The following is a 15,988-nucleotide window of genomic DNA, read 5'->3' on the forward strand; positions in this document are numbered from 1 at the left end:
CCGCCGCCTGTCATCACCCCAGCCGCAGCAGCAACGCCGAGGCCGCGCACACCACCAAGAAGGGAATGCTGATGCGGTGGAATTCGCGCAGCCCGTGCGGCAGCTTGGCCAGCCGCAGCGCAATGAGGTTGGCCAGCGAGCCCAGCACGCAGCCGAAGCCGCCCACGCTCACGCCGGCCGCCAACGCGGGCAGGTCGTGCACGTAGCGGTCGAGCAAAATCGCCGCGGGCACGTTGCTGATGACCTGCGAGGCGGCAATGGCCGCAAGGTAGGCGCGCCAGCCTTCGCCGATCGGCCAGTGGCCCAGCAGCGCGGCCACGGCGGGCAGCTCGGCGGCCTGGCGCAGGTCGACGAACATCAGCGCGATGATGGCCAGCAAGGCCCAGTCGATGCCGCGCAGCACGCGCGGGTAGGTGAGCAGCAGCACGCCGAACACCACGCCCAGGCCGGGCAGCAGCCAGTGGCGGTCGAGCGCGACCACGAAGCCGACGAACAGCACGCCGGCCAGCGCCAGCAGGCGCGGTTGCACGGGCGCGGCCTCGGGCTCTTCGCGCAGCGCGATCGGCGTGCGCGGCACCAGCCACCACACGGCCACGAACAGCCAGAACAACATGATCGCCACGGTCGGGCCCATCATGGCCATGAAGCCGAAGAAGCTCTCGCCCGAGCGGTGCCACAGGTACAGGTTCTGCGGGTTGCCGATGGGCGTGAGCGCCGAGCCCGCGTTGACGGCCAGCGCCTGCAGCACCACCAGCCGCGCCAGCGGCAGGTGCGCCTGCACGGCCAGCACGCGCGTGAGCGGCACCAGCAGGAACAGGCTCACGTCGTTGGTGACCAGCGCCGACAGCAGCGCGGCCGTGGCCGTGAGTGCCATGGCCAGGCCGCGCTCGCTGTGCGTGTGCGCCAGCAGGCGCCGCGCGGCGGCCTGCAGCATGCCGCTCTTCTCGACGCCCTGCGTGATGGCCAGCAGGCCCGCGAGCGCGCCCACGGTCTGCCAGTCGACCAGCTGCAGCCAGTCCATCGGCGCGCGCGGGCGCACGAAGGCGAACACGACCGCGACGGCCACGAGCACCCACAGCAGGCCGTTGCCGCCGCCTTGTTCCGGCGGCGCGGTGTGGGTGCTCGCGGCGCTCACTCAGGCACTCAGGTCGCGCAGCTCGCGCTTGAGCACCTTGCCGATCGCGCTGCGCGGCAGCTCGTCGATGAAGCGCAGGCGCGCCAGCCGCTGCGTCTTGCCGACCTGCGCGTTGGCCCACTGCAGCAGCGCGTCTTCGGTGGTGGTGTCGCCTTCCCGGCGCACCACGAAGGCCACGGGCGTCTCGCCCCACTGCTCGGACGGCACGCCGACCACCGCCACGTCGGCCACAGCCGCATGGCCGCGCAGCACGCCTTCGAGGTCGCTCGGGTAGATGTTGAAACCGCCGCTGATGATCATGTCCTTCTTGCGGTCGAACAGCGTGAGGAAGCCGTCGGCGTCGAAGCGGCCCACGTCGCCGGTGCGGATGAAGCGCTTGCCGGTGGCGTCGAACCATTCGGCCTCGCGCGTCTTCCCGGGCTGGCGGTGGTAGCCGGTCATCATGCCGGCCGAATGGCCCACGACCTCGCCGGCCACGTCGGTGTCGCCGCGCGGCAGCTCGTGGCCTTCTTCGTCGATCAGGCGGATGTCGCTGCCCGGCGCGGGCTGGCCCACGGTGTGCAGCTTGGTCGGGTTCAGGTGCGCCTCGAGGATGCAGGTGCCGCCGCCTTCGGTCATGCCGTAGAACTCGACCAGCCCGCCGGGCCAGCGCTTGAGCACGTCGGCCTTGAGCGCCGCGTTGAAGGGCGCGCTGGTGCTGAACTTGTGGCGGAAGCTCGAGAGGTCGTGCGCGTTGAAGCGCGGGTGCGCCATCAGACGCTGGTACTGCACCGGCACGAGCATGGTGTGCGTCACGCGGTGTTTTTCGGCCAGCTGCAGGTAGCCCAGCGCGTCGAACTTGGGCATCAGCACCACGCAGCCGCCGAAGGCGATCGTGGGGAAGAACACCACCAGCGTGGTGTTGGAGTACAGCGGCGTCGACAGCAGCGTGACCGTCTCGGGGCCGTACTCGTACTTGGCGCCGCGCTGGATGTGCGACCAGCGCATGCCGTGGCCCTGCACGATGCCCTTGGGCTCGCCGGTGGTGCCCGACGAATAGATGATGTTGAAGGCCCAGCCGGGCTGCACGTCGACGGGCTCCGGCTTCGCGTCGGGCGCCGCGAGCCAGTCGTCGAGGGCGCGGCCGACATTGGCGCCGTCGAGCGCGATGTGCGGCAGGCCCGTGGCCTGCGCGGCGCCCACCACCTCGGCGGCCGAGGCGTCGGTGAACAGCAGGCGCGCGTCGGCGTCGGAGATCATGCGCGCCAGGCTGGCAGGCGCCGAGCCGGGGGCCAGCGGGGCCACCGCGACGCCCGCGCGCAGCGCGCCGAGAAACACGGCGGCGTAAGGCACCGACGAGGCGGCGCAGACCGCGATGGCATCGCCGGCGCGCAGGCCGTCGCGCTGCAGGGCGGCGGCGATGCGGTCCATGAGCGCGTCGAGCGCGCGGTAGTCGAGCGTCTGTTGGGCATCGGCCAGCGCGGGGCGATCGGGCGTGTGCTGGGCGTGGAGGCGGACCAGGTCGGCAAGGGTGCCGAAATCGCGCGCGGCGGCGTCCTGGAGGGCGGGGTGCAAGTTCAAGGTCGATCCTTCGTCTGGGGCCAGACGGCAGGATAGCGAAGAAGCCTGCCGCGGGGTGTGCCGCCCGTGACGAGACCCCTGGAGATCAATCCGCCGTGTCGTCGCCCTGCTGCGCCACGTCGAACAGCGCGCGGATCAGCGGCCGGTCCTTGCGCACCGCCAGGCAGCACAGCGAGTAGCTGATCGACAGTTCGTCGTCGTCGATTTCCACCACCTTCAGGCCGGGCAGCGGAATGCATTCGATCTGCGTCACGAAGCCCACGCCCATGCCGTTGGCCACGGCGTGCAGGATGGCCTCGCGGCTGTTGATCTCCATCACGCAGTTCATCTGCACGCCCTGCTGCGCGCAGGCGCGCTCGACGCGGTGGCGCGTCTTGGAGCCGGGCTCGCGCAGGATCACGGGCTCGCCCGCGATGTCGCGCGTGGCGATGGTGCGCTTCTTCGCCCACGGGTGCTTCGCCGGCACCACGGCCACGATGCGCTCCACGCGGTACGGCACCTGGTGCAGGCCCTCGATCTCGGGCGGTTCGACGAGGATGCCGACGTCGATGTCGAAGTCCTGCAGCCCGCTGAGCGTCGAGGCCTCGGAGCCGATCGACACCGTCAGGTCGAGCCCGGCGTGGCTGCGCTTGAAGCTGCGCGCCAACTCCAGCGCAATGGGCGGCGACACCGCGCCCACGCGCACCAGCCCCGTGCGCAGCTTGTGGGCGCGCTGCAGGAACTGCATCGCTTCTTCTTCCTGCCCGAACAGGCCCTGCGTGATCGCATACAGCTGCTCGCCCGCGGCCGTGAGCCGCACGGCGCGCCCGCTGCGCAAGAACAGCTCGACGTTGAAGCGCTCCTCGAGCGCCTTGACCTGGTCGGTCACGGTGGGCTGGCCGATGTGCAGGTAGCGCGCGGCCGTGGTGAAACCGCCGGTCTTGGCGACGGCGTGGAAGCAGCGGATCCACTTGTAGTACTGGTGAAACATGGGGCGATCGTGAGGGGCGTCGGTGCCGGGGGCGTGCGCCGAGCCTCTCTCAGATTCAGCGCCCGCGCCTATGCAGGCTTACCCCAAGGCATCCATCGGTTTTGGACCGGTTGCACGCGCGAAATGCGATTGGACGCCCTGTCGCGCCGCTTCGACACTGCGGCCAAGACAGAAACCGGAGACAAAAAACATGCCCCACGCTTACCGCAACCCCGTGTCCATTCATTCCGGGCGAGGCAGCCTCGCACGGCTGCCCTCGCTCCTGGCGGGCCGCCGCGTCGCGCTCGTCACCTTCCCCGAAGCCCGCGGGCTCGGCCTGGTCGACCGCCTGCAGACGCTCCTGGGCGACGCGCTCGTCACCGTCATCGACGACGTGCGCCCCAACCCCGACGTCGCCCACCTGCGCGACCTGTACAACCGCTTCTGGCAATCGGACGCGCCCTGCGACGCCATCGTGGCGGTCGGCGGCGGCAGCGCCATCGACACGGCCAAGGCCCTGATGGTGGGCACGGCCAACGGGCAGTTCGACGAGCTCGTCGCGCTGCTGGCCACAGGCAAGCCCTTCGTGCCCGCCAGCGTCAAGCCGCTGATCGCCGTGCCGACCACCGCCGGCACCGGCAGCGAGGTCACGCCCTGGGCCACCATCTGGGACGCCGGCAACCAGAAGAAGTATTCGCTGCACCTGGAGGCCACCTGGCCCGAGGCCGCCATCGTCGACCCCGAGCTCATGCTCTCGGTGCCCGCGGGCACCACGGTGTCGACGGGGCTCGACGCGCTCTCGCACGCACTCGAAGCCATCTGGAACGTCAACGCCAACCCGGTCTCCGACACCTTCGCCGTCTCGGCCGTGCGCGACATCTTCGACTGCCTGCCGGCGCTGCTGAAAGACCTGGGCAACCTCGACCTGCGCGAGCGCATGGCGCTGGCCGCGCTGAAGGCCGGCATGGCGTTTTCCAACACCAAGACGGCGCTGGCGCATTCCATCTCTTACGAGATGACGCTGCGCCACGGCCTGGCCCACGGCATCGCGTGCTCGTTCACGCTGCCGCTCGTGCTGGAGAAAGCCTGGGCCCGCTCACCCGACCGCGACCAGACGCTGCAGCTGATCTTCGGCCCCGATCTGGCGACCGCCACGCAGCGCCTGCGGGCATTCCTGCAGGGGCTTGGCGTGAAGACCGAGTTTGCCGACTATGGCGTGGCGGACAGCGAAGCGGCGGCCATGATCGCGCGCGCCATGGACGGGGCGCGCGGCAAGAACTTCATCGGCGCGGCGGCGTTGGCCTGACAGGCAGGGACTGCGCAGCGAGAGAAGACAGAGTCAGCAAGACAAGCGAGCAGACAAACGATGCCGGCCCTTTCGAGCCGGCCCCACGGGCCCCACGCCCGTCAAGACAAGGAGACATACCATGCAAGCGGCCAATCCCATCCTGCAGGCGGGCACCTACGCGTCCCCCCTCGACAATTCGTTCCGCAAGGCGCAGTGGCGGATGCTGCTCGCGGCCATGTTCTGCTACTTCTTCTTCTACACCGGGCGGCAGACCTTCGGCTTCGCCATCCCCGGCATCCAGAAGGAGTTCGGCCTCTCCAAGGAAATGCTCGGCTGGGCCTCGACCTCGCTGCTGTGGTGCTATGCCATCGGGCAGGCCATCAACGGCAACCTGGGCGACAAGTTCGGCGGACGCCGCGTGATGACGGCCGGCGCCATCCTCTCGTGCGCCGCCAACTGGGTCGTGAGCTTCGCGGTCGGCTTCAAGAGCCTGGCGATTCCCTGGGGCATCAACGGCTACTTCCAGGCCCTGGGCTGGGCGCCGGGCAGCCGGCTGCTGTCGAACTGGTGGGGCGCGGGCGAGCGCGGCAAGGTCTACGGCTTCTATGTGTTCGCCGCCGGCTGCGCCTCGGTGCTGTCGTTCGTCACCTCGATCATCGTCGTCAACGTGCTGCACCTGGACTGGCGCTGGATCTTCCGGCTCCCCGTGCTGCTGATGCTGGTGGGCGGCATCGCCTTCTACCTGATTGCCCGTGAACGGCCGGAAGACATGGGCTTCAAGTCGCCCGACACCGGCGTGGCGGGCAACAACCCGCAGGAAGCCAAGGCCGCGGTGGCCGATGGCGAACCGGAAGAAAGCTCGTGGTCGCGCTACAAGGCCGTGCTCAGCAACCCCAAGCTGATGATCGCGGCGCTGGCCATCGGCTTCCAGAACGCCGCACGCTACGGCCTCATCGTCTGGGTGCCGGTGCACTTCCTCGGCAAGGACTGGGCCAAGGCCGCCGACGGCATGATCGACCCGGCCTGGATCTCGGTGGCGCTGCCTGTGGGCATGGCCTTCGGCGCGCTCACCAACGGCTGGATCTCCGACAAGGTGTTCGGCTCCAAGCGCTACAAGGCCATCGTGCTGTACATGCTGCTGGGCGCCGTCGCCTCGATGGGCATGTACCTGCTGCCCACCAGCATCCTCGGCCTGGGGCTGCTGTTCCTCGCGGGCTTCTTCGTCTACGGCCCGGCCTCGTCGTTCTGGGCCCTGTGCCCCGACCTCGTGGGCGCCAAGCGCGCCGGCACCGCCACCGGTGTCATGAACTTCTTCTCCTACCTGCTGGCCGGCCTGGGCGAACCGCTGATCGGCCGGATGCTGGACGTCTCGGGCACGACCTCGGTGGTGTTCCCCATCGTCGCGGCCAGCTGCCTCATCAGCGCCTTCATCGCGCTGTTCATCCGCCGCTGAAGCCGCCGCACCCCTACACACAACTTGCCAAGGAGTACCCCTTCATGAAATCCGATTCCCTCGAAGTGAACGGCCGCAGCTACCGCTGGATGGTCCGCCCGATCGTGGTCGTGTGCGTGGACGGCTGCGAGCCGGCCTACCTCGACGCGGCCATTGCCGCCGGCGTCGCGCCCTACCTCGACACCATGCGCAAGGGCGGCGCCGACCTGCTCGCCGACTGCGTCGTACCTTCGTTCACCAACCCCAACAACCTGTCGATCGTGACCGGCGCACCGCCCGCAGTGCACGGCATCTGCGGCAACTACTTCTTCGACCGCGAGCTGGGCCAGGAAGTGATGATGAACGACCCCAAGTACCTGCGCGCCGGCACGGTGCTGGCCGCGTTTGCCGATGCGGGCGCCAAGCTGGCCGTGATCACCGCCAAGGACAAGCTGCGCAAGCTGCTGGGCCACAAGATGAAGGGCATCTGCTTCTCGTCCGAGAAGTCGGACCAGGTGACGATGGAAGAAAACGGCATCGACAACGTGCTCGACATGGTCGGCATGCCTGTGCCTTCGGTGTACAGCGCGGAGCTCTCGGAGTTCGTGTTCGCCGCCGGCGTGAAGCTCATGGAATCGCAGCGCCCTGACCTGATGTACCTGTCGACCACCGACTACGTGCAGCACAAGGCCGCGCCGGGCAGCCCCGCCGCCAACGCCTTCTATCAAATGATGGACGGCTACCTCGCGCAGCTCGACGCATTGGGCGCCACCATCGTGCTCACGGCCGACCACGGCATGAACGACAAGCACGGTGCCGACGGCTCGCCGAACGTGATCTACCTGCAGGACGTGCTCGACAGCTGGTACGGCGCTGAAACCGCCCGCGTGATCCTGCCGATCACCGACCCGTACGTGGTGCACCACGGTGCGCTCGGCTCCTTCGCCACCGTGTACGCCCCCGACGAAGCCAGCGTGCCGGGCTGGATCGAACGCATCAAGGGCATCCCGGGCATGGAACTCGTGCTCTCGCGCAAGGAAGCCGCGCAGCGCTTCGAGCTGCCGCCGGACCGCATCGGCGACATCGTGGTGGTGAGCGAGCAGAGCACCGTCATCGGTACCGCTGCCAGCCGCCACGACCTGTCGGCACTCGAAGTGCCGCTGCGCTCGCACGGCGGTGTGTCCGAACAGAAGGTGCCGCTGATCTGCAACCGCCCGGTCGAAGGCATTGCCGCCGGTCGCCGGCTGCGCAACTTCGATGCGCTCGACCTCGCCCTGAACCACGCACGCTGAAGCCACACGGAGCGATCACCCCATGAGCCAAGCCATCCTGAAGCCAGGCACTGTCCACCGCGAAGCCCTGCGCATCGCCGGCGAGAAAGTCCACCGCGACCGCACCATCGACGTCACCTACCCGTACACCGGCGAAGTGATCGCCACCGTGCCCAAGGCCACGCTGGACGACGTGCGCAACGCCCTGCGCATCGCCCGCGACTACAAGCCCACGCTCACGCGCTACGAGCGCTACAAGATCCTCATGCGCGCCGGCGAGATCATCGCCTCGCGCCTGGATGAAATGTCGCGCACCATCACGCTCGAGTCGGGCCTGTCGCGCAAGGACTCGCTGTACGAAGTGGGCCGCGCCTCCGACGTGCTGCTGTTCGCCGCCAACCAGGCGCTGGTGGACGACGGCCAGGTGTTCTCGTGCGACCTCACGCACCACGGCAAGAGCCGCAAGGTCTACACGATGCGCGAGCCGCTGCTGGGCGCCATCACCGCCATCACGCCGTTCAACCATCCGCTGAACCAGGTGATCCACAAGGTGGCGCCGGCCATTGCGACCAACAACCGGATCGTGCTCAAGCCCAGCGAGAAGACGCCGCTCACGGCCTTCCTGCTGGCCGACATCCTGTACGAAGCCGGACTGCCGCCGCAGATGCTGTCGGTGCTCACCGGCGACCCGAAGGAGATCGCCGACGAACTGCTGACCAATGCCGACGTCGACCTCGTCACCTTCACGGGTGGCGTGCCCATCGGCAAGTACATCGCAGGCAAGGCCACCTACAAGCGCCAGATCCTGGAGCTGGGCGGCAACGACCCGATCATCGTGATGGAAGACGCGGACATCGAGGAAGCGGCCACGCTGGCTGCCAATGGTTCTTACAAGAACTCGGGCCAGCGCTGCACGGCCGTGAAGCGCATGCTGGTGCACGAGTCGGTCGCCGATCGCTTCGTCGAGCTGCTGGTCGAGAAGACCCGCGCCCTGAAGTACGGCGACCCGATGGACCCCGACACCGACATGGGCACCGTGATCGACGAAGCGGCTGCGAAGCAGTTCGAAGCCGTGGTCAATGAAGCCATCGCAGCGGGCGCCAAGCTGCTGTACGGCAACGAACGCCGCGGCGCGCTGTACTCGCCCACCGTGCTCGACCATGTCGACCCCGAGATGACCGTCGCCAAGCAGGAGACCTTCGGCCCCGTGTCGCCGGTGATCCGCTTCAAGAACATCGACGAGGCGATCCGCATCTCCAACGGCACGGCCTACGGCCTGTCGTCGTCGATCTGCACCAACCGGCTGGACTACATCACGCGCTTCATCCGCGAGCTGAACGTGGGCAGCGTGAACGTGCGCGAGGTGCCGGGCTACCGCCTGGAGCTCACGCCCTTCGGCGGCATCAAGGACTCGGGCCTGGGCTACAAGGAAGGCGTGCTCGAGGCGATGAAGAGCTTCACCAACACCAAGACCTACTCACTGCCATGGTGACCGGCGCGGCGCACGAGGCGCATGGCGCGTCGCGCGCCGTGCGTGAGACCCCACCGCCCATGGCGCTGGCCGTGGCGGCCAAGTGGCTGTCGCGCTACAGCCGCGCGCCGATGCCCTCGTCCAAGGTGGTCGAAAGGGAAAGCGGGACCGTGGCCGATGCAGATCGCAACGCCGCGCGCTGGATCGCCTGACCCGCGAGCACGCGCGCCTGCGTGTCGGCCGCGAGGATGTCGTCGAGGCTCTCGTGCGCGGACGAGGGCGCGCGCTGCAGGCAGTCCTCCACCACATGGGCGATGTCGGTGTAGCGCAAGCGCCCGTTCAGGAACGCATCGACCGCCGCTTCGTTCGCCGCATTGAGCGTCACGCTCGCTGCGCACCCCTCGCGCAGCACCTCCAGCGCCAGGCGCAGGCAGGGAAAGCGTTTCAGCTCGGGTGCTGCGAAGCTCAGGTGGGCGAGCTGCAGGAAGTCCAGTGGCGCCACGCCCGAGTCGATGCGCTCGGGCCAGGCCAGCGCGTGCGCGATCGGCGTGCGCATGTCGGGGCGGCCCAGCTGCGCCAGCACCGACTGGTCGGCATAGGCCACCATCGAATGGATCACGCTCTGCGGGTGGATCACCACTTCGATGCGCTCGGGCGGCATCGCGAACAGCCAGCGTGCCTCGATGGTCTCGAGCCCCTTGTTCATCATCGTCGCCGAATCGACCGAGATCTTGCGGCCCATGCGCCAAGTGGGATGCGCGCAGGCTTCGTCGGGCGTGACCCGGTCCAGCGCCTCGAGCGGCCGATGAAGGAACGGCCCGCCGGACGCGGTGAGCACGATCCGCTCGACCCCCGCGCCACCGGCCGGCGCACCCGCCAGGCACTGGAAGATCGCGTTGTGCTCGCTGTCCAGCGGCAGGAGCGTGGCGCCGTGCGCGGCGACGGTGCGCATGAACAGCGCGCCGGACATCACGAGCGCTTCCTTGTTCGCCAGCAGGATCTTCTTGCCCGCGCGCGCCGCCGCCAGCGAAGACAGCAACCCCGCCGCACCGACGATGGCCGCGACCACCGTGTCGCAGCCCGCCGAGCGCGCGACCTCGCACAACGCCTGCGGGCCGTGCATGACCTCCGTGCGTAGGCCGGCCGCGCGCAGTCGCGCCTGCAGCTGCGTCGCACCTTGCCCATCACCGACCACGGCCACTTCGGGGCGAAACGTGACGCAGCGCGTGAACAGCTTGTCGAGGTTGCGGTGCGCCGTCAGCGCATGCACCGTGAAACGGTCGGGGTGGCGCGCCACGAGGTCGAGCGTGCTGTCGCCGATGGACCCGGTGGCGCCGAGCAGGGTGAGGCGTTGCGTGGGCATGGCGGTGCTTTCAGACGGCCGCAATCGGCACGACGCGCTCGTGCGACGGCACCGGCTTCATCCACGCGCGCAGCCGCTGGCCCGCCTCGGCATCGGCGCCGTAGCGCGCGGCCACGTAGGTCTCGACCAGCCGCGTGAAGTCGTCGGCGATGTGCTCGCCCTTGAGCGTCAGCGCGCGTTCGCCGTCGATGTACACCGGCGCCACCGGCTGCTCGCCCGAGCCCGGCAGCGAGATGCCCAGGTGCGCGAGCCGGCTCTCGCCGGGACCGTTGACCACGCAGCCCATCACCGCCACGTGCATGTCTTCCACGCCCGGAAAGCGCACGCGCCAGGCCGGCGCCTGCGCGTGCAGCCAGCCTTCGATCTGGCTGGCCAGCGACTGGAAGAAGGTGCTGGTGGTGCGCCCGCAGCCCGGGCATGCCGTCACGCTGGGCGTGAAGGCCCGCAGGCCCATCGACTGCAGGATCTGTTGTGCGACGAGCACCTCGCGCGTGCGATCGCCGTTCGGCTCGGGCGTGAGCGACACGCGGATCGTGTCGCCGATGCCCTGCTGCAGCAGCACGCCCATCGCAGTGGCTGAGGCGACGATGCCCTTGGAGCCCATGCCCGCTTCGGTCAGGCCCAGGTGCAGCGGGTAGTCGCAGCGCGCGGCGAGCTCGCGGTACACCGCGATCAGGTCCTGTCCCTGACTCACCTTGGCCGACAGCACGATGCGGTCGGGCGGCAGGCCGACGTCTTCGGCGCGCGCCGCGTTCTCCAGCGCCGAAGCGATGAGCGCTTGGCGCATCACCTCGTCGGCGGGCTGCGGCTGCGCCGCCTGCGCGTTCGCGTCCATCATGCGCGCCAGCAGCGCGGGGTCGAGGCTGCCCCAGTTCACGCCGATGCGCACCGGCTTGTCGTGGCGGCAGGCGATCTCGATGAGCTGGCAGAACTGTGCGTCGCGCTTGTCGCCGCGGCCCACATTGCCCGGATTGATCCGGTACTTGGCCAGCGCCTGCGCGCACTCTGGGTACTGCGCGAGCAGGCGGTGGCCGTTGAAATGAAAGTCGCCCACCAGCGGCACGTGCACCTGCTGGCGCGCGAGCGCATCGCGGATCGGCGCGACCTGCGCGGCGGCCTCCTCGTTGTTGACCGTGAGGCGCACCAGCTCGGCGCCCGCACGCGCGAGTGCGGCCACCTGCGCCACAGTGGCAGCCGCATCGGCGGTGTCGGTGTTGGTCATGGCCTGCACGGCCACGGGCGCGTCGCCGCCGATGCGCACGGTGCCGACGCGCACCTGCCGCGAGAGGCGGCGTGCGACGGGCGGCTTCATGGCGCGACCGCTTCAGGCGCGAGTTCGGCCGGCAGCCGGAACACCACGTGTTCCTCGCGCCCGGGCAGCGTCATCAGCTCCACGTCGGCCAGGCGGCGCAGCGCGGCGACCACGTCCTGCACCATGGTCTCGGGCGCCGACGCGCCGGCCGTGACGCCCACCGCGGCGGCGTCGCGCACCCAGTCGGGCTTGAGTTCGCTGCCTTGTGCAATGAGGTAGCTGCGCACGCCGGCCTGCGCCGCGATCTCGCGCAGGCGCTGTGAGTTGGAGCTGTTCTGCGCGCCGACCACCAGCACCACGTCGACCTGCTGACTGAGTTCGCGCACCGCCGTCTGCCGGTTCTGCGTGGCGTAGCAGATGTCGCGGGTGTCGGGCCCCACGATCTGCGGAAAGCGCCGCTGCAGCGCATCGATGATGCCGCGCGTGTCGTCCACCGACAGCGTGGTCTGCGTGATGTAGGCCAGCGGCGTGTCGGCATCGAGCGGCAGCGCGTCCACGTCGGCCTCGGTCTGCACCAGCCGGACCGGCGCGGGAATCTGCCCGAGCGTGCCCGTCACCTCGGGATGCCCGGCATGGCCGATGAGGATCAGCGCGTAGCCCTTGGCGGCATAGCGGCGCCCCTGTTCGTGCACCTTGGTGACGAGCGGGCAGGTCGCGTCGATCGCACGCAGGCCGCGTTCGCGCGCCTCGACCTCCACCGCGTGGCTCACGCCGTGCGCACTGAAGATCGCCACCGCGTCGGCGGGCACCTCGGCGAGTTCTTCGACGAACACCGCGCCCTGGGCTTTCAGGTCGTCGACCACGTGCTGGTTGTGGACGATCTCGTGGCGCACGTAGACGGGCGTGCCGTGGCGCCGCAGCGCGTGCTCCACGGTGTCGATGGCCCGCACGACGCCGGCGCAGAAACCACGGGGCTGGGCAAGGATGACGCGCATGGTGGGGTCCCTCGAAAGATTGGATGGGTCGTTCAGTTCACGCGGTGGACCACGAGGTCGGCCAGCTGGCCGAGACGATCGGCACGTGCGCCGAAGGGCGCCAGCGCCGCATGGGCGCGCGCGTTCAGCGTGCGGGCCAGGGCGCGCGAGGCTTCGAGGCCGAGCATCGATACGCAGGTCGGCTTGTCGTCGTAGGCGTCCTTGCCTGCGGTCTTGCCGAGCGTGGCCGTGTCGGCGGTCGCGTCGAGGATGTCGTCGACGACCTGGAAGGCCAGGCCGACGGCGCTGCTGTAGCTGTCGAGCGCGCGGTACACCCCGGCGTTCGCCGGCGAATCGGCTGCGCCGCACAACGCCCCCATGCGCACCGCCGCGCGGATCAGCGCGCCGGTCTTCATGCGGTGCATCTGTTCGAGCGCGGGCTGGCTCAGCGAGCGGCCCGCGCTTTGCAGGTCGATGGCCTGACCGCCCACGAGTTGGCGCGAGCCGGCGGCCTCCGCCAGCTCGCGCACCAGCGCGATGCGCCGCTCGGCCGGCAGCGGCAGCTCGCTCAGCGTGAGGAAGGCCTGCGCCTGCAGCGCATCGCCCACGAGGATGGCCGTGGCCTCGTCGTAGGCCACGTGCACGGTCGGCTTGCCGCGGCGCAAGTCGTCGTCATCCATCGCGGGCAGGTCGTCGTGCACGAGCGAGTAGACGTGGATCATTTCGATCGCGGCGCCTGTGGCGTCGAGGGCGTCGGGCGGTGCGTCCGCCAGGGCGCCCGCGGCCTGGCACAGCAGCGGGCGGATGCGCTTGCCGCCGCCGAGTGCGGCGTAGCGCAAGGCCTCGTGCAGGCGCGAGGGGAGGGTGTCGTGAGGTGGAAGATGCGTGTCCAGCGCAGCTTCGGTGCGGGAGACCGCACCCTGCATCCATGCGGCGAAGGTGTCGACCGGTTCGAGGTCCGGGGCCAGGACAGCGAATGCTTCGCCTTGCAGCGGGGTGTCGGTGTTCATTGCAGCTTTCCGGAAGGTCGTCTGGCGGGGGCGGTCATGCGCGCTTGCGTTCTTCCGCAGCGGGTGCGGGGCGGCCGGTCGCTTCGGGATCGTCCAGCAGGCCGCCGGGGTAGAACTGGGAGGCCCAGCGCCGATGGACGACGAGGGTCTTGTCGCCTGCCGTCAGTCGAGGATGCCGCAGGAAGCTCTTGGCATTCCATATCGGGAAGTCCGGCTCGATGAACCATCGCATCCAGCGACTGGCAAGTGGCGCAAGCACGGCATAGATCGCGGTCTTCAACAGCGGCAGCCGCTGGTTGACCCAGGCGATGCGCAGCCGGTCCGCCACCGCCAGCTTCCATTTCAACGGCGCGATCTGGGTGAAGTAGACGGGGGTCTGGAGACTGATCCCGAGGTCGGGCATTTCGAATGCACCGATGACATAGCCGACGCCGTAGTTCGTGAACTTGCCGCAGAAACGCAGCCCCTTCCAGCGCGCCGAGATCGAGGTTTCGAAGGTGCAGCCGTCGATCCGGTGGGACATGTGCAAATCGGTGAGACCGTGGAGCCAGCCGAAGTGGACGAGGTCCACGCCGTTCTCCACCGCGTCGTGCGCGTAGCCGCCGAGTTCCCGGTGGATGTAGCAGGCCGACGAAAAGCCGTCCAGGTCGTGCGCCGGCACGTCCCATGTGGGTGGCCGGCCGGCATGGTCGACCCACACCAGGATGGCGCCGTTCACCTCTTTCGTGTGGCGGGCCGTCAAGGCGGCGCGGGGCGGTCTTTCGCCATGCCCGGTGCGCACGCAGCCGCCGTCGGGCCCGTAGGCCAGCCCATGCAGCGGGCACACCAGGTTCTCTCCGTCGACCTTGCCCCCGTGGCCCAGGTGCGCACCCAGGTGCGGGCAGTAGGGTTCGATCACGCGGGCCAGCCCTGCTTGCGTCCGGTACAGGACCAGCTCCTGTCCCATGAATGGCACCGTGAGGACCTGGCCGGGCCGGAGTTCATCGGCGAAGCACCCCAGGAACCATCCTTCGGCGTAAGGCAACGGGCGGCGCATTTGCCCCACCGTGCTGCGGAACTGCAGGCTGACGGTCTGCACCGGCTGGCTGCAGATTGCGGCAGGACCCGGGGCGATGTCGATCGTCGCCTGGAAAGACGCATCGTTCGTGCGCGGCATCGACGGTGGGTTCATGGAAGTGCTCCCGCCGTCGCAGGGGCACGAACGGCCGGTTCGACCCCACGGCGGACATCCCGGGGTGCCGGGTCATGGACCCACCACCAGGCAATGCTGGAGATGGTGCGGGCAGTGCGTGGCGATGCCGCGTGCGCGGCCGCGGGCGTTTCCGACGGGGCCTCGGCGGGCGCAGCTTCCTGGACGTAGCGTTCGGACCCGTGACACCAATCGAAGGTGGCCCTGACGATATGGCCCAGGCACTGCAGGTGGCGCTGGAGCGCGGGCGATGGGTGGGTGAGCAGTTCCGTGCGCAGGCTCAGGAAGAGCTGCATGATTTCCATGTACATCGCGACGGCCCGAGCGGCGGCCAAGGCCGGCGTGCATTGGTCTTCGTGCTGGATCACGCTGACCAGGTTGTGCGCACCCTGCTCACGGGCGACTTCCTTCTCGTACGACACGATGTCAGCGCTCCACGTGGCCAGTGTGAGCGCCATCTCGGTGAGCGCCTTGACGCGGCGGTCCTCCAGCATGTCGACAGGGACGGCATAGCCCTGCGCGATCGCGGCCAGCGTGGGAAAGGCCAGGCCGCCTCCGCTGTACAGGCGCAAGAGTGCATAGTCGTCCAGCGAGGGTACATGCCCCGTCGCCACGTTGCCCGCCTTCCACGTTTCGGCAAAGAACCACCCTTTCATCGCTGCCAGCCACTGGGCCATCTGGTCGGCGCTGGCGTGCGTCTGCAGGCGGCGCCGGATGTCGCACATGGCCGCGGCGTAGCGGTCCTTGAACTGCGCGCCGTCTTCCGGCGTCTCGATCGCGCGGTGGATCATTGCCAGCGTGCCTGCCAGCCGGCCGGGTTGACGGCTGAGCGGACCCTCGTCGCAGTACTCGTCGTCGAACGAGACGTTCCAGATGAAGAAGTCGGACAGGATCTGCAGGGTCTGCGCCGTCGCGTCGGGCACGATGCGCGCCGCGAGTTCGCCGCAGCCCGAGCGCGCCATCCGCTCGCGTTCGGTGTCGTCGATGCACAGGGCGAAGCGGCGCATCCAGGCGACCGACTGCGCATCGGCGTGCGCGGCCTCCGGATGGATGGCACTGGGAATGGGGCACTCGAAGTAGGGCAGCTTCATGAC

Annotated in this window: 13 protein-coding genes; 4 read left to right on the top strand and 9 right to left on the bottom strand. The window is 69.2% G+C overall.

Features of this window, described 5'->3' with window-relative positions:
* Positions 1–13: 13 nt before the first annotated feature.
* The 3 genes from GFK26_RS09710 to GFK26_RS09720 all read right to left on the bottom strand — a co-directional run bounded on the left by GFK26_RS09710 (position 14) and on the right by GFK26_RS09720 (position 3,665).
* Entirely contained in the window at positions 14–1,135 is a 1,122-nt protein-coding gene (locus tag GFK26_RS09710) for an SLC13 family permease (protein WP_153281793.1), read from the bottom strand.
* Entirely contained in the window at positions 1,136–2,689 is a 1,554-nt protein-coding gene (locus GFK26_RS09715; protein ID WP_153285912.1) for a class I adenylate-forming enzyme family protein, read from the bottom strand. It abuts the gene before it with no gap.
* A 91-nt stretch (positions 2,690–2,780) separates the two neighbouring features.
* A complete protein-coding gene (locus GFK26_RS09720) occupies positions 2,781–3,665 on the bottom strand; it encodes a LysR substrate-binding domain-containing protein (protein WP_153281794.1) in 885 nt (294 codons plus the stop codon).
* A gap of 190 nt (positions 3,666–3,855) precedes the next feature.
* Between GFK26_RS09720 and psrA the strand changes: the two genes are divergently transcribed.
* From psrA to phnY, 4 genes are all read left to right on the top strand, one after another.
* The gene (gene psrA, locus GFK26_RS09725) at positions 3,856–4,950 is read left to right on the top strand and encodes an iron-containing alcohol dehydrogenase PsrA (protein WP_153281795.1); all 1,095 of its coding nucleotides are present in this window, start codon (positions 3,856–3,858) and stop codon (positions 4,948–4,950) included.
* A 121-nt stretch (positions 4,951–5,071) separates the two neighbouring features.
* A complete protein-coding gene (locus tag GFK26_RS09730) occupies positions 5,072–6,385 on the top strand; it encodes an MFS transporter (protein WP_153281796.1) in 1,314 nt (437 codons plus the stop codon).
* 44 nt (positions 6,386–6,429) lie between these two features.
* Positions 6,430–7,656 (top strand): phosphonoacetate hydrolase, encoded by a 1,227-nt coding sequence (gene phnA / locus GFK26_RS09735; RefSeq protein WP_153281797.1) that lies wholly within the window; start codon positions 6,430–6,432, stop codon positions 7,654–7,656.
* Positions 7,657–7,678: 22 nt separating this feature from the next.
* Entirely contained in the window at positions 7,679–9,127 is a 1,449-nt protein-coding gene (gene phnY, locus GFK26_RS09740) for a phosphonoacetaldehyde dehydrogenase (RefSeq protein ID WP_153281798.1), read from the top strand.
* Between the two features lie 94 nt (positions 9,128–9,221).
* Here phnY and ispC read toward each other — a convergent pair whose 3' ends face one another.
* The 6 genes from ispC to GFK26_RS09770 all read right to left on the bottom strand — a co-directional run bounded on the left by ispC (position 9,222) and on the right by GFK26_RS09770 (position 15,985).
* Entirely contained in the window at positions 9,222–10,469 is a 1,248-nt protein-coding gene (gene ispC, locus GFK26_RS09745; protein WP_153281799.1) for a 1-deoxy-D-xylulose-5-phosphate reductoisomerase, read from the bottom strand.
* Between the two features lie 10 nt (positions 10,470–10,479).
* Entirely contained in the window at positions 10,480–11,781 is a 1,302-nt protein-coding gene (ispG, locus tag GFK26_RS09750) for a flavodoxin-dependent (E)-4-hydroxy-3-methylbut-2-enyl-diphosphate synthase (RefSeq protein WP_153281800.1), read from the bottom strand.
* Positions 11,778–12,716, bottom strand: a complete 939-nt coding sequence (gene ispH / locus GFK26_RS09755) for a 4-hydroxy-3-methylbut-2-enyl diphosphate reductase (protein WP_153281801.1) — start codon at positions 12,714–12,716, stop codon at positions 11,778–11,780. The genes ispG and ispH overlap by 4 nt, the downstream gene beginning before the upstream one ends.
* 32 nt (positions 12,717–12,748) lie before the next feature.
* On the bottom strand, positions 12,749–13,621 hold the full coding sequence (locus GFK26_RS09760; protein WP_153285913.1) for a polyprenyl synthetase family protein: 873 nt from the start codon (positions 13,619–13,621) through the stop codon (positions 12,749–12,751).
* A 118-nt stretch (positions 13,622–13,739) separates the two neighbouring features.
* Positions 13,740–14,876 carry a Rieske 2Fe-2S domain-containing protein gene (locus GFK26_RS09765; protein ID WP_153281802.1) on the bottom strand — a complete coding sequence of 379 codons (1,137 nt, stop codon included), beginning with the start codon at positions 14,874–14,876 and terminating at the stop codon, positions 13,740–13,742.
* The gene (locus GFK26_RS09770; RefSeq protein ID WP_153281803.1) at positions 14,873–15,985 is read right to left on the bottom strand and encodes a terpene synthase family protein; all 1,113 of its coding nucleotides are present in this window, start codon (positions 15,983–15,985) and stop codon (positions 14,873–14,875) included. The genes GFK26_RS09765 and GFK26_RS09770 overlap by 4 nt, the downstream gene beginning before the upstream one ends.
* Positions 15,986–15,988 lie beyond the last annotated feature (3 nt).

Origin of the sequence: Variovorax paradoxus (genome assembly GCF_009498455.1) — a bacterium.
GTDB lineage: Bacteria > Pseudomonadota > Gammaproteobacteria > Burkholderiales > Burkholderiaceae_C > Variovorax > Variovorax paradoxus_H.

Bases quoted from the DNA above. Each gene is read 5' to 3' on its own strand.
- GFK26_RS09720 (WP_153281794.1), bottom strand. From the start codon at position 3,665: ATGTTTCACCAGTACTACAAGTGGATCCGCTGCTTCCACGCCGTCGCC.
- psrA (WP_153281795.1), top strand. From the start codon at position 3,856: ATGCCCCACGCTTACCGCAACCCCGTGTCCATTCATTCCGGGCGAGGC.
- GFK26_RS09730 (WP_153281796.1), top strand. From the start codon at position 5,072: ATGCAAGCGGCCAATCCCATCCTGCAGGCGGGCACCTACGCGTCCCCC.
- phnA (WP_153281797.1), top strand. From the start codon at position 6,430: ATGAAATCCGATTCCCTCGAAGTGAACGGCCGCAGCTACCGCTGGATG.
- phnY (WP_153281798.1), top strand. From the start codon at position 7,679: ATGAGCCAAGCCATCCTGAAGCCAGGCACTGTCCACCGCGAAGCCCTG.
- ispC (WP_153281799.1), bottom strand. From the start codon at position 10,469: ATGCCCACGCAACGCCTCACCCTGCTCGGCGCCACCGGGTCCATCGGC.
- ispG (WP_153281800.1), bottom strand. From the start codon at position 11,781: ATGAAGCCGCCCGTCGCACGCCGCCTCTCGCGGCAGGTGCGCGTCGGC.
- ispH (WP_153281801.1), bottom strand. From the start codon at position 12,716: ATGCGCGTCATCCTTGCCCAGCCCCGTGGTTTCTGCGCCGGCGTCGTG.
- GFK26_RS09760 (WP_153285913.1), bottom strand. From the start codon at position 13,621: ATGCAGGGTGCGGTCTCCCGCACCGAAGCTGCGCTGGACACGCATCTT.
- GFK26_RS09765 (WP_153281802.1), bottom strand. From the start codon at position 14,876: ATGAACCCACCGTCGATGCCGCGCACGAACGATGCGTCTTTCCAGGCG.
- GFK26_RS09770 (WP_153281803.1), bottom strand. From the start codon at position 15,985: ATGAAGCTGCCCTACTTCGAGTGCCCCATTCCCAGTGCCATCCATCCG.